At 54.5% G+C, this 20,710-nt stretch carries 15 protein-coding genes; 13 read left to right on the forward strand and 2 right to left on the reverse strand.

Going from position 1 to position 20,710, the window contains the following annotated elements; translation table 11 throughout:
• Positions 1-115 precede the first annotated feature (115 nt).
• The 5 genes from arc to HMPREF0576_RS01005 all read left to right on the forward strand — a co-directional run bounded on the left by arc (position 116) and on the right by HMPREF0576_RS01005 (position 5,743).
• Positions 116-1,648: a proteasome ATPase gene (gene arc, locus HMPREF0576_RS00985; protein WP_004010343.1), complete on the forward strand. Its 1,533-nt coding sequence runs from the start codon at positions 116-118 to the stop codon at positions 1,646-1,648.
• Positions 1,649-1,683: 35 nt separating this feature from the next.
• Positions 1,684-3,510, forward strand: coding sequence for a proteasome accessory factor PafA2 family protein (locus HMPREF0576_RS00990; RefSeq protein WP_004010344.1), 1,827 nt, complete (start codon positions 1,684-1,686; stop codon positions 3,508-3,510).
• A gap of 1 nt (position 3,511) precedes the next feature.
• Positions 3,512-3,697 carry a ubiquitin-like protein Pup gene (locus HMPREF0576_RS00995; protein WP_004008278.1) on the forward strand — a complete coding sequence of 62 codons (186 nt, stop codon included), beginning with the start codon at positions 3,512-3,514 and terminating at the stop codon, positions 3,695-3,697.
• Complete coding sequence (locus HMPREF0576_RS01000; protein WP_004010345.1) at positions 3,694-5,052, forward strand: proteasome accessory factor PafA2 family protein; 1,359 nt, start codon at positions 3,694-3,696, stop codon at positions 5,050-5,052. Before HMPREF0576_RS00995 ends, HMPREF0576_RS01000 begins: the two co-directional genes overlap by 4 nt.
• Before the next feature lie 64 nt (positions 5,053-5,116).
• Positions 5,117-5,743, forward strand: coding sequence for a TetR/AcrR family transcriptional regulator (locus HMPREF0576_RS01005; protein WP_081456823.1), 627 nt, complete (start codon positions 5,117-5,119; stop codon positions 5,741-5,743).
• Here HMPREF0576_RS01005 and amrB read toward each other — a convergent pair.
• Positions 5,710-7,176 (reverse strand): AmmeMemoRadiSam system protein B, encoded by a 1,467-nt coding sequence (amrB, locus tag HMPREF0576_RS01010; RefSeq protein ID WP_004010347.1) that lies wholly within the window; start codon positions 7,174-7,176, stop codon positions 5,710-5,712. The two genes, HMPREF0576_RS01005 and amrB, sit on opposite strands and share 34 nt — an antisense overlap.
• 221 nt (positions 7,177-7,397) lie before the next feature.
• Between amrB and HMPREF0576_RS01015 the strand changes: the two genes are divergently transcribed.
• From HMPREF0576_RS01015 to HMPREF0576_RS01025, 3 genes are all read left to right on the forward strand, one after another.
• On the forward strand, positions 7,398-9,728 hold the full coding sequence (locus HMPREF0576_RS01015) for a 6-phosphofructokinase (RefSeq protein WP_004010349.1): 2,331 nt from the start codon (positions 7,398-7,400) through the stop codon (positions 9,726-9,728).
• A 101-nt stretch (positions 9,729-9,829) separates the two neighbouring features.
• Positions 9,830-11,503, forward strand: a complete 1,674-nt coding sequence (gene pgi / locus HMPREF0576_RS01020) for a glucose-6-phosphate isomerase (RefSeq protein WP_004010350.1) — start codon at positions 9,830-9,832, stop codon at positions 11,501-11,503.
• A 124-nt stretch (positions 11,504-11,627) separates the two neighbouring features.
• Complete coding sequence (locus HMPREF0576_RS01025; RefSeq protein ID WP_004008272.1) at positions 11,628-12,614, forward strand: malate dehydrogenase; 987 nt, start codon at positions 11,628-11,630, stop codon at positions 12,612-12,614.
• A gap of 103 nt (positions 12,615-12,717) precedes the next feature.
• On the opposite strand, the gene HMPREF0576_RS01030 is transcribed toward HMPREF0576_RS01025, so the two are convergent.
• Complete coding sequence (locus tag HMPREF0576_RS01030; RefSeq protein ID WP_036324124.1) at positions 12,718-14,304, reverse strand: alpha-amylase family glycosyl hydrolase; 1,587 nt, start codon at positions 14,302-14,304, stop codon at positions 12,718-12,720.
• Positions 14,305-14,615: 311 nt separating this feature from the next.
• Between HMPREF0576_RS01030 and HMPREF0576_RS01035 the strand changes: the two genes are divergently transcribed.
• The 5 genes from HMPREF0576_RS01035 (at position 14,616) to HMPREF0576_RS01055 (ending at position 20,588) form a co-directional block, all read left to right on the forward strand.
• The gene (locus tag HMPREF0576_RS01035) at positions 14,616-15,866 is read left to right on the forward strand and encodes an extracellular solute-binding protein (protein WP_245527288.1); all 1,251 of its coding nucleotides are present in this window, start codon (positions 14,616-14,618) and stop codon (positions 15,864-15,866) included.
• 112 nt (positions 15,867-15,978) lie between these two features.
• Complete coding sequence (locus HMPREF0576_RS01040) at positions 15,979-17,382, forward strand: carbohydrate ABC transporter permease (RefSeq protein ID WP_004010354.1); 1,404 nt, start codon at positions 15,979-15,981, stop codon at positions 17,380-17,382.
• Positions 17,379-18,299 carry a sugar ABC transporter permease gene (locus tag HMPREF0576_RS01045; RefSeq protein ID WP_004008268.1) on the forward strand — a complete coding sequence of 307 codons (921 nt, stop codon included), beginning with the start codon at positions 17,379-17,381 and terminating at the stop codon, positions 18,297-18,299. Before HMPREF0576_RS01040 ends, HMPREF0576_RS01045 begins: the two co-directional genes overlap by 4 nt.
• Positions 18,300-19,073 (forward strand): TraX family protein, encoded by a 774-nt coding sequence (locus HMPREF0576_RS01050; RefSeq protein ID WP_004010355.1) that lies wholly within the window; start codon positions 18,300-18,302, stop codon positions 19,071-19,073.
• Positions 19,074-19,298: 225 nt separating this feature from the next.
• The gene (locus HMPREF0576_RS01055; RefSeq protein WP_004008265.1) at positions 19,299-20,588 is read left to right on the forward strand and encodes an ABC transporter substrate-binding protein; all 1,290 of its coding nucleotides are present in this window, start codon (positions 19,299-19,301) and stop codon (positions 20,586-20,588) included.
• Positions 20,589-20,710 lie beyond the last annotated feature (122 nt).

Genomic DNA, 20,710 nt, shown 5'->3' on the forward strand with positions numbered 1-20,710 from the left:
GTAACATTATTTCGGCTTTGTCCCATCATCAACTCGATGATGGGACAAAGCCGAAATTTTTTTGGGACACAGCGGATGTCTCGCCATTGCTCTCTGATTCAGCTAGGAGGTAATCATGTCGAGTAGCCATGCTTCGAGCAACCCTGGCGGTCAGACCAGTGAGCCACAGCGCTTGGAAAACCAGAACACCTTGCTGGCTTCTGCGCTGACGCAGGCTCAAGGTGAGCTGAAGAACCTGCGGAAAGAGATTCAGCGGTTACAAGAACCGCCTCTCACTCACGGAACTGTCGTTAAACTCGTCGATTCTGCCCAGCGACTCGTGGATGTTTCCGTCATGGGACGGCGCTTTCGCGTCACTCTGGGCAACACGATTACTTGGGGGAGACTCCAACTCGGAGACACCATTCTGTTGAACGACAAAATGGTCGGCATCGGAAGAGAAACTGCTGCCGACACCGGAGTGAGCGCAGTCGTCCTCGAACACGTGGACAAAGACCGCATCCTGGTTACGGTCAATAACGATAGTGTTCGTTTGCTGCGACTGAGCGACCAGCTCCGTGGCACGAGGATTCGTCCCGGCGACACCCTGTTAGTGGATCTCCAATCGGGATTTGCTCAAGAATATCTGGCACGCCCCGAGATTGAGGGACTGGAACTTGACGACGATCCAGGTGTGAACTGGAATCAAATTGGCGGATTGGAATCCGTCTTGACACTCATTCGGGAGACTATCGAACTGCCGATGACCCACCCCGAGCTTTACGAAAGCTATCAGCTGCGTCCGCCCAAGGGCATTTTGCTTTACGGTCCACCGGGCGTCGGGAAAACCATGATTGCTAAAGCAATCGCCACCTCTCTGAGCGAGATGCTGGGCAAAAAAGCCCACTTCCTCAACATTAAGGGTCCGGAGCTGCTTGATAAATACGTGGGGGAAACCGAGCGCCGAGTCCGTGCCGTGTTTTCCCGGGCGCGGGACAAATCCGCAAACGGGGTTCCGGTTATAGTGTTCTTTGATGAGATGGAGGCTCTGTTCCGGACTCGTGGCACAGGCGTCTCAAGTGACGTCGAGACGACTGTCGTTCCGCAACTTCTCGCCGAGATTGACGGGGTGGAAGAGCTGCGCAATGTGGTGATAATTGGCGCTTCCAACCGTGAAGACCTCATTGATCCGGCAATTGTTCGCCCCGGACGGCTGGATATGCATATTCGCATCCCGCGCCCCAATAAAGAAGCTTGCGCCGAAATTCTCGGAAAATATCTGCGCGAAGATTTGCCATATGCATTCGGAGCTCAGCCTGCTGCCCTGCGGGATGAGGTCATCGACAGAGTCTTTACTCGCGATGACACCACTGCCATCCTGCGAGTGACACGCAGATCCGGTAAGGAAGAGACCTGGTATCTCTCTGATTTAGTCTCCGGAGCAATGTTGGCTTCGATAGTTGAAAAAGCTAAGGCACGGGCGGTTCAACAAGCACTTCGGGGCGAGTCGGGGATTCGCCTCGAACACCTGGTGGCGGCAATACGGGATGAAACTGCAGCTCACCAAGACCTGCCGGGAGTTTCAGACCCCGAAGAATGGGCCCGGATTGTGGGGCGTTCGAAACGGTTAGACCCCATTGTAGACATCACCCCGATTCAACAGGACTAAGAGCACTGCGGGAGACCGCACAAAGGAGGAGACACATGCTGAGTGTAAAACGCATCATGTCGATAGAAACTGAATATGCCTTGAGCGATTTTCCCGGCAGTGAAGCACCGGCAGCTGCTGAGACCCAAGCGGCAGAGCAAGCCGAAGTTTTGGCACAACGTTTGTTGCGTTCTTGGGCACTGGAAGAAGCGAAAACACCGGGAGTGCCGGTGACTAATCACGTACCCGACCCGGCAGGTGCTGCTGTCTCATGGCGGATGCTACCCGGAGCCGGTACCCGTTTCGACTATTCAGGAGAACATCCGGAACTCGATGCCGAAGGCAAAGAACACCGGAACTTACCTCCTGAAGCAAGGACGAACGAGGAACTCGGTGCCGTCCTGACCGGTGTGAAAACGCGCTGGATTACGAAAGTCGATGCGTTTGGTCAACACTACTACCGCGGCAATTCCACTATTGCACCCAACGGAGCGAGGCTTTACGTCGACCACGGTCACCCCGAGTATTCTGCCCCGGAATGTCTCGGACCTCTCCAAACCGCGCTTTACGACCGCGCTGGAGATGAGATTATGGTTCGTGCCGCTCAGGCCCTACGTGACAATACTTCCCCTGACGAGGCCGGGGCGAGGGCTTTAATCTTAAAAAACAACGCCGATGCGCACGGTTCGGCTTGGGGCGCACACGAAAATTACCTGGTAGAACGCAGCGTGGAGTGGCAACTGCTGGTCGACCTCTTTATGCCGTTCTTGGTGTCTCGCCCGATTTTTTGCGGCACGGGACGTCTCGGGCTGGGGCAAAACAGCGAAACCGCGGGATTCCAGATTTTCCAACGTGCGGATTTCATCGAAACCGAAGTTTCCCTCATGACGACACGGGAACGTCCTATCGTCAATACCCGTGATGAACCCCACGCGACCCGCCGGTATCGGAGGTTCCACGTCATCACCGCGGATTCCTCGATGTTCCCCTATTCCACGGCGTTACGCACCGGGACTGCCGCGCTGCTGTTGAGCCTGGCAGAAAACTTCCCCGAACAGGCTCGTGAACTCGCCGACAGATGGGCGCTAGCGGATTCAGTGGCGGCAATCAAGGCTTTTTCACGCGATGTTACGTTGCAACAAACTTGTCCTCTGAAGGCAGGGGGAGCTGCCACCGCGTTAGAAATTCAGCAAGAATATCTGGAGTTCATTCGTGAAGTTGGGTTCGAGGCAGGCACAGGAGGATACCAGCAGGCAGACAGCGAAACCAAGTGGGTTATCGAGAACTGGGAACGGGTCTTGAAATCTCTCAAGGCAGGCTGGCATGAAGCCACTGCCCTCGTGGAGTGGTGTGCGAAACTCGCGCTCTTGGACCGTAAGCGGAATCAACTCGATTGCGGCTGGGACGACCCCAGATTAGCCTTGTTGAATCTGAGATTTTCTATGGTCGATGAGGGCATGTCTCTGGCTCGTGCTCTGGAAAAAGGCGGCTTCGAGTCTCTGTTTGCCCTTGATGAGATTCAGCAGGCATCTCGGGAAGCCCCGGCAGAAACCCGTGCTGGAGGTCGCGCTGAGCTGCTCCGGCGGTTCCCTGACCAGCTCTGGGCGGCTTCTTGGATGGCGATTTTGGTTGACATCGGGAAACCACAGTTGGTGCGGGTGCAATTCCCCGATCCGCACCATCCCACCCGCCATGAAGTCCAGAAAGCCGTGGAAATGTGCGAAGCCAAGCTGGGCTCCGAAAGCGAGAATCGGGAGAAACTCGTTACGGAAGTCCTGCAAGCACTGGGGGTAGAATTGCCCGCGGATTTGAAATATTACTCTTGGGACGAGGGCTACTACGCCAGCGAAAGTTTTAAAGAACAATTTGAGAAAGGGAAATGAGATGGCGAAACAGATTCAAGAGAGCCACTCCACCAGCGAGAACGAATCGGTCGAAGAAGTCGAACTGGCTCCTCAGAATAAAATCTCAGAAGACAAACTAGACGCGTTAATCGAAGACATCGAAGATGTCTTAAACGTCAACGCCTTGAGCTTTGTCCAAAACTTCAAACAGCAGGGCGGACAATGACACGTCTCGGAAGGGTCTGTGGACTCGAAACTGAATATGGCGTTACCAGCGTCTATGTTTCTGATGACTCCAACACAGAGGAATCGCCCCTCGGTGTAGAAGAAGCAGTGAGAGAGATTTTTGCCAGTACGGAACGATCTGTGCGGGTTCCTCACGGGTTTCTCTCCAACGGGGCGAGGCTCTATGTCGATATTGGAGAGCACCCCGAATATGCCGGTCCCGAATGCCTTGATCTCGAAGACGTCGTGGCTCAAGACCTGGCGGGTGACGCGATTATCCAAGATTTAGTCGATATTGCCAATAATAATTTGCGGAATCGCGGTATCCGGATTCACGTCTTAAAAACGAATGCCGACTCTTGGGGAAACAGCTTTGGCTGCCACGAAAACTATCAATATGGGGCGCACACCCCGATTTCTCTGCCGGCTTTCGTGTCATTCCTGGCGGCTCGACAGATTCTGTGCGGAAGTGGCTGCATAGACGAGGAAGGGAAATACTGCTTTAGCGCGCGAGCGCAATACATTACCGAGGCGACTTCGGCTGACCCTACGCATCACAAGGCTTTCATCAACACGAAAGAGGAACCGCACGCGGATGCTTCCCGCTGGCGTCGTTTGCATGTGACCTGCGTGGATTCAGCCATGCTGCCGGTGACGGTTGCCCTGCGAGCTTTTTTGGCGGATCGATTTTTGAGCCTTTTGGAGAGCGGAAAAGAGGAGGAATTTATCGTCCTCGACGATCCCGTGACAGCGGTGAAAACCTGGAATTACGACCCAAATGTGCGGATGTCGGCACACCGTGGGGACAGCGCAGTCGAGGTGAGCTGCCCAGACCTTTTGCGAGAAAGCATAGAGTTATTACCGGAGGAAGACGACGAATTCGGTTTGCGGGATGTGGCTACCCGTGGCTTAGCAGCCCTGAGTGAAGGCGATTTCGCGGCTCTGAGCAGTGAGCTTGATTGGTCACTGAAATATCAGTTACTTTCCCACGTGTCCGCTGACGAGATGAATTTTGGTGGGGTCAGAGCCCGGCGCGCCGATTTAGTATTCCACGATTTATCGAGGCAATACGGGCTGCGTGAGAAACTCTTGAAATCGGGAAATGTGAAGTTACTGGTAAATGAGAGTAGCATTAACCGCGCTAAGACAATTCCTCCTGCCAATACGCGCGCATTTTTGCGTGGAAAGGTGGTAGAAGCTTGTGACCTAGCAGGTAGGACAGCGTCGATTGGATGGTCTCACGTCCGGTTGGACGACCCGCCCAGCCCGCAGATTGACCTGCTGAATCCGCTGGAGACTGAATCTGCGGAGGTCTCGCAATTGCTTGAAAGAATTGAAAAATTGGGACGAAAATAGACCGACCTGACTAAACGACCGGAAAATTTATTTCACTAGCAGACTAGGGGAGGACATCGAGCGCTTGAGTACTGTCAACGATTCTAAAAAACCAGATACCAGGACCAGAATCTTGAAAGCAGCTTCGCAGATGCTGCGCCAGTCCTCTCCTAGCGCACTGACCTATCGCGCTCTGGGGAAACAAGCCGGATTGCCCCATTCCACTATTGAATATCATTTCCCCACGCGCGATGACTTGTTGATGGAAGCAGCGAGCCTGAACGTGGAGGTCTGGGTGAATCGGGCGCGCAAAATCCGTGACGACGCGGTGCAGCTCTCCTCAGCAGAATTGCGTGACAAGTTGCCTGAGGTTTTAGTAGCCGCGGTACTTCCGCAGACTACTGACACTCAGTACATCCGTACCTACTTTCTGCACGCACTAGTTTTGGCTGAGCATCAGGTAATTGTGGAAAAGAATCGCGAGGGACGTGCTCGGTTTGATGAATATGTCGCGGATATTTTAAAAGCCGCCGACTGTTCATGTTCGCCTAATGTCGTAATCTCTACTATCGACGGTTTGGCTGTTGAAGTGGTCTCTGAGGGGGGCGTGTTTCCGAAAGATGTTGTGGAAAAGCTCCGCTGTTTCTTGTGTTCCTGTCCCGCGCTGTCCGCGTGCCTTCAAGCCTTGGCTTCGCCCCAGGCTTGCACCTGATAAGTCTCGAGCTTGATTTCCGGTCCGAATTCTGCGCCACCCAGTCCGGCTTTATACATTAGCTGCGAGATAAAGTCATGCACATCGGGTAGCTCGCTCCAGACTTGGGGCAGGAAAGTCGCCCGGTGAAAATCGCGACGCAAAATGACCCCGTCTATACCGGGACGCAGCCGGGACAAGTAAGATTCATTGCTTTCCCCTTCGAAACGTTCAAGCGGCTTGGGCTCGGTGAGGACAGAAACCTCAATCTGAATCTGGTCGAGTTCCGAGGCCTGCAAAGGCGGAAAACGCGGGTCTTCAAAAGCGGCAGCCAGAGTATTTGCGGCGATGTCCTCTCCGAGCATTCGGTGCGGGGCGAGTGAACCAATGCATCCGCGCAGTTGCCCGTGATTTGTCAGGGTTACGAACGAGGCGCCAATGGAGCGCAACAGCAGCTGCAACGCGCGATCTGACGCGCTAACTTTACTGATGGCGTTGATTGAACCAATCTGATTATCGTCCTGGAAAGCGTCGGTCAAAATCTCGCGGGCTATCTGGGGCAGCAATGCGCCGTAATGATCCGGAATTCCGGATTCTTCCTCCGGTGGGTTGTATTTCCAAAAAGCCACGGAGGAATAGCCAACGACCCGTGATTTATCCCCGGCGGTGTCTCCTGAATTGGCATTCATCAACAGTTGGGGATGCCACTGCACCCGACGTGCCAAACGAATCAGCCCGGACCAGGCGTAAGCCCCGCAGGCTTGGCGCGGGTCGAGGGGGTACTCCAACGACATGACTTGAGACAAAGTTGCGGTATCGAGCTTGCGTGCCTCATCGTAGGCCAGGTAGTGGGACAAATCCGAGGATACGATAATCAAGGTATCGTCAGGATTTTCCCCCGGAATCGAAAGTAGCGTTTGTAAACTGTCACAAACATCTTCGGGGGTGCAATCTCCAACTGCCAAGGGGACGATGGCAAAATCTATGTCTCGGAAAACGGTCTGCAGGAAAGGCAACTGAACTTCCAAGGCATGTTCATCCACGTGGGAGGGTTCGAAAAACTTCGCGACGGAACTATGTTCCACCAGGTATTGCTGGGCGACTTGATCCACCGGAACTTCCCCCAAGGGAGTGGCAAAAGCAGTAGCTTCGCTCAGCGCGATACCGTGACATCCAACACGGTGAGTGGGACCGGCGATGATGACGCGTCGGGGACGTAAAGTTGAGACGAGCTGGAACCCGACCGCGGCGATGAGACCGGAATAGATGTATCCGGCATGAGGAACCTGTACCCCCATTAGCTGACGGAGAGGTCTGCCTTGTGAGTCTCGCGAAACATCGTTGGTGATGAGGGCAGTGGCTTTTTTCAGCAGTTCGTCTACCGTTCTTTGCAGCTCACCAGGATCCTGGGGGTAAAAAGATCCTGCTACTGCCGGCTTACGTACGAAACTCATGATTCCATTATTCCCAAAAATAGCAGGCGAGGGGGCAAAACTCGCCCCTTTTTTATCGGTCGAGTAAAAACGGGGACTCCAACCAGGCAGGGGCTAATTATTGTAGGTTGTTTTTTAGCTTAAGGGCGGGAAAGTTCACGTTTAACACCCAAAAGGGTGAATAATTCGAGAGAATAAAACCGGGTCGGGCTACCGGCACAGAACCGAGGGGAGAAATACAGATGGGCGGGTCCGCAAAGACGACAAAAACTGGAAAATCTGGCGCGAAACCGAAATTGACGCAGTCGGGTCAGGAAAAACGCATCGGCATTCTCACTTCGGGAGGGGACGCACAGGGCATGAACGCAGCGGTACGTTCCGCGGTGCGTTCCGCCATAGTTTTGGGAGCCAAGCCGTTCGCGATACGCGAAGGCTGGATGGGTGCAGTCCAAGGTGGCGCCTGCATTCACGAACTGAGTTGGGGGGATGTCTCCAATACGATTTCCAAGGGCGGTACCATCATCGGTACGGCTCGTTGCCCGGAGTTCCGGGACTGGGAAGGGCGGCTGAAAGCCTGCGAAAACCTGGTTAAAAACGGCATTGACCGGCTCGTTTCTATCGGCGGTGACGGGTCGTTGCGGGGGACGGAGGAACTGCGCCAAGACTGGCCCAAGCTCTTGGCACAGTTGGTAGAGGAAAAACGTCTCAGCCCTGAGGAAGCCAAAGCTCACTCGTCCTTGCGAATTGTCGGCTTAGTCGGGTCTATTGACAATGACATGGCGGGCACAGATATGACTATCGGCACTGATTCTGCCTTGAACCGAATCTTGGCAGCGCTGGATCAACTCTCGTCCACTGCCGCTTCGCATCAACGCACCTTCGTGGTGGAAGTCATGGGACGAAACTGCGGTTATTTAGCTTTGATGAGCGCTGTAGCGGGTGGTTCTGACTATGTCTTGTTTCCCGAAAATCCTCCGGCTCCCGGCTGGGAGGAAGACATGTGTACGGTACTCAGCGAAGGTCGCAAGCACGGGCGGCGCGACTCCATCGTGGTCGTGGCGGAAGGGGCAAAAGACCGGGATGGTCAGCCCATCACTGCGCACTATGTTGCTGAGGCCATAGAGCAGCGCACTGGAGAGTCCGCGCGAGTTACCATTTTGGGACACATTCAGCGGGGCGGGACGCCCTCGGTTTACGACCGGTGGATGCCCACCCTGCTGGGGTACGCTGCGGTACAGGACGTCATCGAGGCACAACCGGGAGATCCTGCCAAAGTCATGGGGGTGCGTTACAACCGAATTGCCCGACTCGACCTGACTCAGACCGTGGCGGCGACCTCAAATGTTCACGAACTGATTAAGTCCGGAGAATACGACCAAGCTATCGCCTCACGGGGGACTTCCTTTACCGATATGGTAGAGATTTTCCGGGTTCTGTCCACCCCGCCCTCACTGCTGAAACCTCTGCCTCGCAAGGCGAAAAAAGTTGCGGTGATGCACGTTGGTGGCTTGGCTCCGGGGATGAACATGGCGGCTCGAGCCGCAGTTCGATTCGGACTGCAGCGCGGCTTGGAAGTCTTAGGGATAGAGGGTTCCTGGCAGGGACTCATCGACGGCAAAGTCCACAAACTGCGGTGGAAAGATGTAGAGGGCTGGGACTTCCGAGGCGGAGCCGAGCTGGGAACCAAACGGGAAGTGCCCACGGTAGAACAGTTCTATGCTATCGGTCGCTCGATTGAAAACCACCATATTGATGCGCTGGTGCTGATCGGGGGATATAACGCGTACCTGTCTGCCCAAGCCATCAGCGAGGAACTGAAACATTATCCAGCTCTACAAATACCTATGGTCATCGTCCCGGCCTCCATTGATAACAACCTTCCGGGAGCCGAAATTTCTATCGGGGCTGACACCGCGCTAAACAACGCAGTATGGTCCATGGATTTGATGAAAGAATCAGCAGCCGCTTCAAAGCGTTGTTTCATCACTGAAACTATGGGTCGCCACTGTGGCTATCTGGCCCTGATGAGTGGCATTGCTGCCGGGGCAGAGCGGGTTTACCTGGAAGAAGAAAACATCAGCCTAGAGACGCTGGGCAAACACGCCACTGAAATGCGTGAAGCTTTTGCAAAAGGTCGTCGCCTCGCCCTGGTGGTTCGCAACGAACTGGCTGGGGGACATTATGACCTGAAGTTTATGGCCAACGTGTTCAAGCAGGAATCCCTGGGACACTTCGACGTTCGTATAGATTCGGTGGGGTATCTGCAGCAAGGCGGGGCGCCCTCGCCTTTTGACCGGCTTCTCGCGGTACGTCTGATGTGGGAGACTATGCGTCACATTGATGTTGCCCTAGATTCTGGACAGTGCGCCATTGAATATATCGGCGAAGAAAATGGTCAGATGTCATACCACGACATTTCTCAAATGGAGAAACAAGTCAATCCAGAGAAACGTCGCCCTATCAATCAATGGTGGATGGGGTTGCGACCGCTGATTGAAGTGATGGCCAGTTCGAATCCGCCAATCAAAGACTTCCCCCTGCCGGTCATCGACATGAGCGGACCGAGGTCGTAACTTTAGTGTTTTGCACAGAATCGCAACACAAACCGTAAAAACAGGAACATAACCCCCGGGGAACAACCCCAGGCAGACTATTGAACAGAAGGGAAACCTTAATGGAAACGAAAGACCCGACCACTCTGGCAGCATGGAAAGACCTCACCACGATGGCTGCGGGATTCCACCTGGATTTGCGGAAAGCCTTTGCCGCAGACCCCGCCAGGGCAGAGAACCTGTCTTTTGCGGCGGCAGATTTGCACGTGGACTTGTCAAAGAACCTGATTACCGGGGCAGTTTTTGAAAAGCTTTTAGAGCTTTCTGCCCAAGCCGGGGTGCGTGACTTGAGCGAAGCCATGTTTAATGGTGAACACATCAATAACACGGAAAACCGGGCTGTGCTGCACACCGCGTTGCGGGCTCCCGCGGGGACTCAGTTGATGGTAGCCGGCAAGGATGTCATCGCTGAAGTACACGAGGTCTTGAGCCGGATTTATGATTTTGCTGACTCGGTGCGTGACGGGTCTTGGGTCGGGGTTAGCTCCAAACGCATCCAGACCGTAGTTAATATTGGTATCGGCGGGTCTGATTTGGGTCCGTACATGGCTTATGAGGCGTTGCGACCTTTTGTGAAGCCCGGTCTGGAATGCCGTTTTGTGTCCAACATTGACCCCACGGACATTATGGAAAAAATCCGCGACCTGGATCCGGAGACGACCCTGTTCATCATCGCTTCCAAGACCTTTACCACCTTGGAAACCATCACCAACGCGAAAGCCGCCCGCACCTGGCTGCTGCGTGGTCTGCAGGAACGCGGTGTTATTGATGAAACTGATGCCGCCGCAAAAGACGCCATCTCCAAGCATTTCGTGGCGGTGTCCACCGCTCTGGAAAAGGTCGCAGACTTTGGTATTGACCCCCGCAATGCTTTTGGTTTTTGGAACTGGGTGGGGGGACGTTATTCCGTGGATTCCGCGGTGGGAACGTCGCTTGCGGTAGCTATCGGCCGGGAAGGATTCGAAGAATTTTTGGCTGGTTTCCGTGCTATCGATGAGCATTTCCGCAACACCCCGCCAGCGTCGAACGTGCCGTTGCTGATGGGCTTGCTTAACGTGTGGTACTCCAACTTCCTGCATGCCCAAACTCATGCGGTGTTGCCGTATTCCCAATATCTGCACCGTTTCCCCGCCTATCTGCAGCAGCTCACGATGGAATCCAACGGGAAACGGGTGCGTCGAGATGGCACTCTGGTCAGCTACGATACCGGCGAAGTGTTCTGGGGAGAACCCGGCACGAACGGTCAGCACGCCTTTTATCAGCTGATCCACCAGGGAACTCGGCTGATTCCGGTGGACTTTATTGCGTTTGCCCGTCCGACTTGGGATCTCACTGACAGCGAGACGGGGAAACGTCAGCACGAGCTGTTCTTGGGTAATTTCTTTGCCCAGAGTGCGGCGTTGGCTTTTGGGAAGACTCCCGACGAGGTGCGGGCGGAAGGTACACCGGAAGAATTGGTAGCGCACCGAACTTTCCCCGGAGACCGTCCGTCTACTTCCATCATGGCACCTGCCCTCACTCCGAAAGTGCTGGGGGAGCTTATCGCCCTGTACGAGATGATTACGCTGGTTCAAGGCGCAGTCTGGGGTATTGACTCTTTCGACCAGTGGGGCGTGGAACTGGGCAAAGCGATGGCGATTAATCTGGGACCAGCCATTAGCGGGGATGCCGAGGCATTGGCACAGGCGGATGCGTCGACCCGAGAGCTGCTGGAATACTATTTCGCACACAAGTAAGCCGGTGAAATTCTGCTTTTTTTCAAGGGCTTTGGTTTACCCTCAGCGTGGCTTTTTGCGCTAAAGTAATGAATGCTGACGCTCAGAGTGGAAGCGTTTAACACAATGCAAAGGAGTTAAATCAATGGCTAAAAGTCCTGTAAATGTTACCGTCACCGGTGCTGCTGGCAATATTGGGTACTCGCTGGTATTCCGTATCGCCTCCGGTGAAATGCTTGGTCCGGATCAGCCGGTTCGAATCAAAATGTTGGAAATCACTCCGGCTTTGAAGGCTGCCGAGGGCACTGCCATGGAACTGAATGACTGCGCTTTCCCTCTGTTGGATGGTATCGATATTACCGATGACCCGAATGTGGCGTTCTCAGGCTGCAACTTTGGTCTGTTGGTAGGTTCGATGCCGCGTAAGCAGGGCATGGAACGCGCAGATTTGATTAGCGCCAACGGCGGTATTTTTGGTCCGCAAGGTAAAGCCATCAACGATAACGCCGCTGATGACGTACGTATTTTGGTGGTGGGTAACCCGGCGAACACCAACGCGGTCATTGCTGCGGCCTCCGCTCCGGATGTTCCCGCTTCTCGCTTTAACGCCATGATGCGCCTGGATCACAACCGCGCTCTGAGCCAGCTGGCAGAAAAGCTCAACGTGCCGGTGTCCAGTGTCAAAAAGATGATTGTCTGGGGCAACCACTCAGCTGACCAGTACCCGGATATTTCTTTCTGTGAGGTTGACGGCAAGCCGGCATGTGGCTTGGTTGACGAAGCTTGGCTGGATGATTATTTCGTCCCGACCGTGGCAAAGCGCGGAGCTGCCATTATTGAGGCCCGGGGCAAGTCCTCCGCGGCTTCAGCGGCTGCTGCGGCAATCGATCACATGCATTCTTGGGCTTGCGGTACCCCCGCGGGCGACTGGGTCACCGCCGCCATTCCTTCAGCTGGTCAGTACGGCGTTCCCGAGGGTCTTTCCTACGGTTTCCCCGTGACCTCCGACGGCAAGGAATGGAAGGTTGTGGAAGGTCTGGAAATTTCAGAAAAGACTCAGTCCAAGATTAAGTTCAATGCGGACAAAGCGGCTGCGGAAATCGACACCGTAAAGTCCCTGGGCATTATGTAAATCTCCGATAAAACTTCTCGGTGTGGGAGCCAGAATCTGGCTCCCACACCGATTTAACACCATTGCGGATGCGGTTAGCCTGCCATCCGGGGGCAGGATTGCTTTACAAAATCGCGAAACTCTGGGGTCCCATCCGTAGCGTGGTTCCCGTCACCTGGGCGGAGCCGATACTGAAACGCACCGAACGCTCTTGTGACAAATCGTATTCCGCGTCAGTGTGTGCGGGATTGACCGCCACAATCAGGCTTTGCGCGGCATTTTCCCGTTTGAAAACGAACAGACGTTGATTTGGTTCCGCAGAGAGTACGTCGAAGCCACTGTCGGCTGCCAAAGCCGGGAGTTCTCGTTTGCATTCCAGTACGCGCGTCACCGTGTGCCACAAAGAATCCGGCTGGGCGCGCTGTGCCGCCACGGTGGGAGCATCCGCGCTAGCATCGACCGGCAGATAGAGATCCGTTGCTGGAGCAGTGGAAAATCCCAGGTTGTCAGTACTATCCCACTGCATCGGGGTGCGGGCTCCGGTACGCACGTAACCGCCCTCTTTGGTGGGGAGCAGCTGGTGACGCAAACCAATTTCGTCTCCGTAATAAATAAATGGCACTCCCGGCAGGGTCAGTATTGTCGCCCACGCCAGACTGAGTTCGCGTTCGCTCAGCCGAGGCGCAGCCCGCCAGGTGTCATGATTGCAGGTGATGAGGCTAAAAAATGCTTCGGCTTTCTCAGAGTCACGCAGTTGTGGCTCGTACTGCTCCAAGAAACCACAGATGTCGGTGGGGGCGTCCGCGTTGAAGTAGCTCAGGTCGTTTTCCCGCACATACGGGGTGTTCGTGTTGCGCAGCAAGATGTTGTAGCCGTTCGGGTGATTGTCCCATCGCCAATCTAGATAAAAGTCCATGTCAAACCCGGCTTGCACCGCTTCGTGGGGCACCCCCCATTCGGCGACAAACGCGGCTTCGGGGAATTCGGGGCGAATCTGGTCAAACATGTAATGCCAGGTCTTGATGGTGTACGGCTTACCCTCGTCATCATGTTTCACCAGGGAGTTTGCCATGTCTACCCGGAACCCATCGGCGCCGGCAGAGAGCCAGAAGCGCATGACGTCCACCATCGCGTCACAGGTCTTCCGGGCAGCTTCACCTAAAGCCTCGTCTTGCCAGGGATACTTCGGGTGCGCCCAACCGTAGTTCAGCGCAGGCTGGCATTTGAAGAAATTGAGGATATATGTCCCATCGCGTTCAGTTTCTCCACCGATAAAGGGATAGCCGTCGCCTCCTGCAATCCAGGAGTCGGTCCACACATAGCGATCCGAGAACTCGTTGGGCTCGGGACGGGAGCTGGATTGGAACCAGGCGTGTTCCTCGGAGGTGTGCCCCGGTACCAAATCCAGCAACACGTGAATCCCCCTGGCGTGCGCTTGCTCGAACAAACGTACCAAATCCTCGTTAGTGCCGTAGCGGGGAGCCACCAACTTGTAGTCACGCACGTCGTAGCCCGCGTCCTTGAAAGGTGAATCGAACAGGGGATTGAGCCACAGCGCGTTAATTCCTAGCTCTTGGAGGTAGTCCAAGCGGGAGATGATGCCGGGAACATCCCCGATGCCATCTCCGTTAGAGTCCTGAAAACTCTGGGGATAAATCTCATAGAAAACCGCGTTATTCAGCCATTTGGGACGGGGGTATGAGGTGCTCACAAAAATCCTTTCCTTGGGATGCGGTAATAGATAGGTCACAAAGACCTCAAAATATCTTACAGAACGCTCTCGTGGTTGGGGTGAATCTGGCGCACCAAAGATGATGTAAACACCCTGTAAATTAGTGACCTGGTGACGGGGAAAAAATATTAAAAAAATATTGAGATTTCCCCAAAGCCGCAGGGAAGAAAATGCTAGCATCTAGATTAATGTTTGCTTCGAAAAGCGGAGGGTATTTTGCCCGTCATTTTGCGGAGCTTTCCGAGCCGGGGAGAAATCCTCCTCGCCTGTCGAAAGGAAAATTAATGTCCATGACGTGGAAGAAAGCTTTTGGTCTGATTGCCGCCTCTGCGGTAGCCCTGTCCATGAGTGCCTGTGGCGGTAGTGCCGGCGGGAACAGCGCTAGCGGTAAGACTGAAGATGTGTCGCTGTCTGTGTGGGCTCCCCAAGAGGATCAAGCGGACGGTAACAGCTGGCTGGCAAAGATGGAGGAATCCTTCGAGAAAGCTCATCCGGAATACAAGATTACCTGGAAGAATGACGTCGTCTCTGAGGGCGATGCCAAGACTAAGGTAGAAACCGATCCGACCGCTGCCGCTGATGTTTACATGTTCGCCAATGATCAGCTGGGCGGTCTGCTCGACGCTGAGGCTATCGGTGAGTTGGGTGAGAACGAAGCCAAGCAGGTTAAGGAACAAAACGAAGCCTCCATGGTGGACTCAGTCACCGGCACTGATGGCAAGATTTACGGTGTTCCTTTTACTTCAAACACCTGGTTCATGTACTACAACTCAAAGAAGTTCTCAGCTGATGATGTGAAGTCTTTGGACACGATGCTCGAGAAAGGCAAGGTGTCCTTCCCGCTCGACAACTCTTGGTTCATCCAGTCTTTCTACACCAAGGGTGCAGGACTGACGTTCTTTGGTGATAAGGGCAACGATGCCGCCAAGGGTATCACCTTTGCTGACGGTGATGCCGCCGCTACCGCGGTGACGAAGTATCTGGTTGGCTTGGCCAATAACCCGAACTTTATGGATGATGCAGAAGGCTCCGGTCTGGGCGCGCTGAAGGCTGGCGACACCGATGTGGTGTTCTCCGGGACTTGGGACGCCGCCAGTGTGAAGGAGGCCTTGGGTGATGGTTACGCAGCCGCCAAGCTGCCGACCTACAAGCTGGACGGCAAAGATGTCCAGATGGAGGCTTTTGCTGGCTCCAAGGCTGTGGCTTACAACCCGCACGCCAAGAACGCCAAGGCTGCCGCTCAGTTCGCAGCATTCCTGGGCTCCACTGAAGCTCAAAAGGCTCACTACGAGATGCGTGGTATTGTCCCGACGGACAAGTCTCTGTCGGACTCCATTACGGATGATGACTTTGCCGCCAAGGCTCAGCTGGAAGTTATTTCCGAGGCTTCCATCCTGCAGCCGACCATTTCTGCGATGGGCTCTTGGTGGGATCCGGCCAAGGCTTTCGGCAAGGGTATCCTGAACAAGGAAATCACCGAGGCTACTGCGGAAGCTCAAACCCAGAAGTGGTCTGAGCAGTTGGCCAAGATGGTTGGCTAAATAACTACATCTCGAAGCTGTCGGGCCACTGGAAAGAGGCGCTTTCTTCCAGTGGCCCCGCAGCCCGGTCGGGGCTTTTACTGTCGACCTTTTCATTGAGAGGGAAACCTAAATGGACGCAACGCAAACGTCAAACCGCGAGGCAAGGTTACGTAAGAAACTTGGAAAAGACTACGTTTCGCCCTCGCCCTATAGCTTAAAAGTTGCCTTCCGGGAAGGCGACGCAATCACCAAAGCGTCCGCCCTCATCTTCGGACTGGGTAACCTGACGCACCGCCAAATTGTGAAGGGCGTGATTTTCTTACTCCTAGAGATAGCGTTCTTTGCCTTCCTGTTTACTAACGGTTTAGGATTCCTCGCGAAACTTCCCGGACTTGGTGACCAGGAACAAGGTAAAGTGCTGGTCAACGGCTATTGGGAGTACAGCGCCGGGGATAACTCGGTCATTATCCTGCTCTACGGTGTAGCCACGATACTCATTATTCTGGCGTTTATCGGCGTGTGGAATCTCTCGGTCCGCTCGGCATACAAGGCCCAAGTACTGACCGCAAAATCCGGTCGGGCGCCCTCAATACGTGAAGACATCGCGGACTTACTGGACAATCGTTCCCATGTCGGCTTCTTGTTCCTGCCGACTCTGGGTATCCTCACTTTCAGCGTTCTGCCGTTGATATTCATGATTTCCATGGCTTTCACCAGCTACGACCATAAGCATCTGGTGCTCTTTGACTGGGTTGGATTGAAAAATTTTGGGGCGATTTTTGCAAACTCTTCCGGAGACGTGAACCTGCGAATCTTTAGCTCCGTGCTGATTTGGACCCTGATATGGGCGATTTTCGCGACCTTCTTAAATTTCTTCCTGGGCATGTTTATGGCTATGCTCATCAACCGCAAGACCACTCGCTTTAAGAATTTTTGGCGAGCGTGTTTCTCTATGTCCATCGCGGTGCCGCAGTTCGTGTCCCTGCTGGTCATCAACCTGATGCTGCAGCCCCAGGGTGCCATTAACCGGCTGCTGCTGGACTGGGGATGGATTGACCAAGCGTTGCCCTTCTTCACAGATGCCACCTGGGCACGTGTCACGGTCATCGTGGTGAACCTCTGGGTCGGTATTCCCTTCACGATTATGCAGATTACGGGCATTTTGCAAAACATTCCCGCCGACCAATATGAAGCTGCCAGGATTGACGGCGCTAACTCATGGGTGATTTTCCGCAAGATTACCATGCCCTACATCATCTTCGTGCTCACCCCCTACCTGATTACGACTTTCACGGGTAACGTCAATAACTTCAACGTTATCTACCTGCTTTCGCGGGGCGCGCCCGTGCCAGTCGGGGATTCTGCCGGCAAAACCGACCTTTTGATTACCTGGCTGTACAAACTCACAGTTGATAAGAACGACTACAACCTCGGTGCGGTCATCGGTATCATGACCTTCATCGTACTAGCGGCGGTGTCGCTGATTACCTACCGGAGATCCGGTTCCTTTAAGAATGAGGAGGCCTTCCGATGAACACATCCGCTCCAAGCACAGCAGTTGAGGTCACCCCTCGTGCCGGGTCCAAGACTTCTATCATGGGCAGTCTCAGCAAACGCCGCATGGTTGGGGACATCGTGGTGCACACGTTCCTGGCTATTATGGCAGTCATTTGGATGCTGCCGATTGTGTGGGTAGTTGCGGAGTCTTTTAACAAGGATCCCGCCCCTTACACCAAGACGTTCTTTCCCAAAGAATTCTCGCTGGATAACTACATTAAGATTTTCACGGATCGTTCCGTCATGGACTTTCCCCGGATGTATCTGAACACCTTTATCATTGCCTGCTTCACCTGCGTGATTTCCGTGTTCTTCGTGCTGATGGTGGCTTACGTCATGAGCCGGATGCGGTTCCGTCTGCGTCGCACTTTCATGAGTGTGGTGCTAATCCTGGGTATGTTCCCCGGCATTATGGCTGTTTCCGCGATTTACTTCATCTTAAAGGCGGTGGGATTGACCGGTGGTGGGATGACAATTCTCGCTTTGATTCTGGTGTATTCCGCTGGTTCCGGCGCGGGATTCTATGTCATGAAAGGGTACATGGATACCATCCCGAACTCTTTGGACGAAGCGGCGATTCTGGACGGCTGCACTCGCTCACAAGTATTTTGGAAGATTATCCTGCCTATCTGTAAACCCATGATTGTCTACCAGGCCATTGTGAGCTTCTTGGGACCGTGGTTGGACTTCGTGATGGCGAAAGTCATCGCCCGCACCCAATCTGACTACACCGTGGCATTGGGCTTGTGGCTGATGCTGGAAAAGGAATACATCCATACCTGGTTTGCGCGTTTCGCAGCGGGGGCAGTGCTGGTTTCGGTGCCGATTGCCATCCTGTTCATCGTCATGCAGCGCTTCTATCAGGAGTCCATGTCCGGTTCGGTGAAGGGCTAGATGGCGTCGTCTACCAGCGGTGTGCCGGAAACAGGACCGGGGCGGTTGCGTGGTCTGAGCAACTTTCGTCTCAAGGTCATCGCCGGAGTCTTTCTGTCCTTCCAGGTGGCGTCCACTACGGTGATTCCGTATTTTTTCGGAACGGATTTGAAAAATAACTTCGGGGCGCTCACCGCGGTGGTGCTCAGCGAAGTGGTTTCGTGGTGTGCCGTGCCGATTTATGCGTGGCTTCTCGCGGAGGGGTTCACGTGGACCGCTAACCGCTGGCACTATTTGTGGCGCTTGGTGATTCTGGCTCTGGTCTGTGAAGTTCCCTACGACCTGGTGACTTTCCACCGACCCGTGGATTGGGCTTCGCAGAACCCGGTGTTCGGTCTGGCTCTGGCGTTGCTGGTGCTGATTCTCATCGATTTCATTCGCCGCCGGTGGTCGGGTGCACAAGCCTGGATGGGCGCGTTGGCGGTGGCTGGTGCCGGAGCGCTCTGGGCGTTGCTGTTGCATTTGGGAACTCGTCAAGGTGTCATCAATATTGGATGCTTGCTGATTGGCTTCGCGCTGATTTTCTATCTGTTGAGGTTGCGGGAAAACACCATGATGATGACGGCTGGCTTGCTGGGGGCTGTGAGCCTGGTGACACCGGCGATTGGAGTGGCTTTTCTGCACTACCGTAATGAGACCTTGGGCTACCGAAATAGCAATACTCGATGGTTTTGCTACGCGGTCTATCCGCTGCTGCTCATGCTCGGGGCAGCTTGGGGGACTCTGCTGGTTTAGGTCGGTGTGGATTGCTGGCTAGCCATGACTGGTCGGGAGACAGGCTTTGACCTGACAAACATTTCTCAAATCCCGGTGCTGATGAGTCCTGACAGGAAAAACGTAATGTTCCAGCTCTTTTTCATTAAGACCCGCAGGAATGTATGAGAGAATGTTAATTGTCCCTGACGGGTAATGACGCCCTCCGGGAAATAATGACAATGAAGTTAACTGATTGGAGTTTCAATGCGAAAGCTCATTGCGGCTGCGGGCGCGCTGGCGCTCGGCCTAACTATGACAGCCTGCTCTCAGGCCTCTGACGCCGGCAAAGACGGTGGCGACGCTGCCGGCAGTGCCTCTCAAGTTGGAGTGGTGACCTGGTGGGAGCAAGGCTCTGAGAAAGAGGGCTTCGATGCCTTGAAGAAAGTCTTTGCGGAACAGCACCCCGATGTGGAACTGGTTAAGCAGTCCGAGTCCGGTGGTGGCGGCTCCAATGCAAAGCAGAAGTTGGCTGCTGATTTGGCGGCAAAGAATCCGCCAGACACCTACCAGGCACACGCTGGCGCCGAGCTATCCTCGGATATTGCCGCTGGGTACCTTGAGGATGTGTCTGCTCTCTACGATGAGTTCAAGCTGCGCGATGCTTTCCCGGCTGACCTGATTGATTTGCTCACCGTGGACGGCAAGATTTACTCCATCCCCTCCAACATTCACCGCGCTAACGTAGTGTGGGCCAATGTTGAGGTCATGCAAAAGGCTGGCTTGGATCCCAAGGCTCCGCCGAAAGACATCAAGGGCTGGATTGCCGATATGGAGAAGCTTAAGGCCGCCGGTGTGAAGTACCCGATTACCGTCGGCGCCACCTGGACCCAGCTGGAACTGCTCGAAACCGTGCTGATTTCGGACTTGGGTACCGATGCTTACAACGGCTTGATGAATGGCAAGACTGACTGGAAGGGTGCGGAAGTCAAGGCTGCCCTGGAGGACTACGCCAAGATTCTGACCTACGCTGATCCGTCCCTGCTCTCAGAGGACTGGGAGCCTGCTATGAAACCGGTCATTGAAGGTAAATCTGCCTACAACGTGATGGGCGACTGGGCGCCGCCGGCTTGGGAGAACGCCAAGATGACCTGGGGCAAGGACTACGTGACCTTCCCCGTTCCGGGTAATGAAGGCGTCTTCGACTTCCTGGCTGACTCCTTCACCCTGCCGGTAGGTGCGAAGCATCCCGACGGTACGAAGGCGTGGCTGAACACCATTTCCTCCAAGGAAGGTCAGATTGCCTTCAACTCGGTCAAGGGTTCCATCCCGGCTCGTTCCGACCTGACCGACGATGAACTGTCTAAGTTCTCGGACTACCAGCGTTCCGCGATGGAATCCTTCGGTAAGGACACCATCGTTTCCTCTATCGCTCACGGTGCGGCCCTGCCTCTGGCAGCCACCGAAAAGATGAAGAGCGCTCTGGGCAAGTTCAACTCCAGCAAGGATGTTGCGGCCCTCCAGAGTGAGCTGGCTGCTGCGGCTGCTGCAAAGTAGTCCGTAAACAGGCAAATGTCTCTACGCCGGCGGGTTTTCATAACCGTAAAAACCCGCCGGCGTAAGACTGAACTGGGGAGCACCCACCGACCTTGTGCAGTCGGTAGAGGCGAGTGAAGAAC

It is taken from the genome of Mobiluncus holmesii ATCC 35242, assembly GCF_000185445.1.
GTDB classification, from domain to species: Bacteria; Actinomycetota; Actinomycetes; order Actinomycetales; family Actinomycetaceae; genus Mobiluncus; species Mobiluncus curtisii.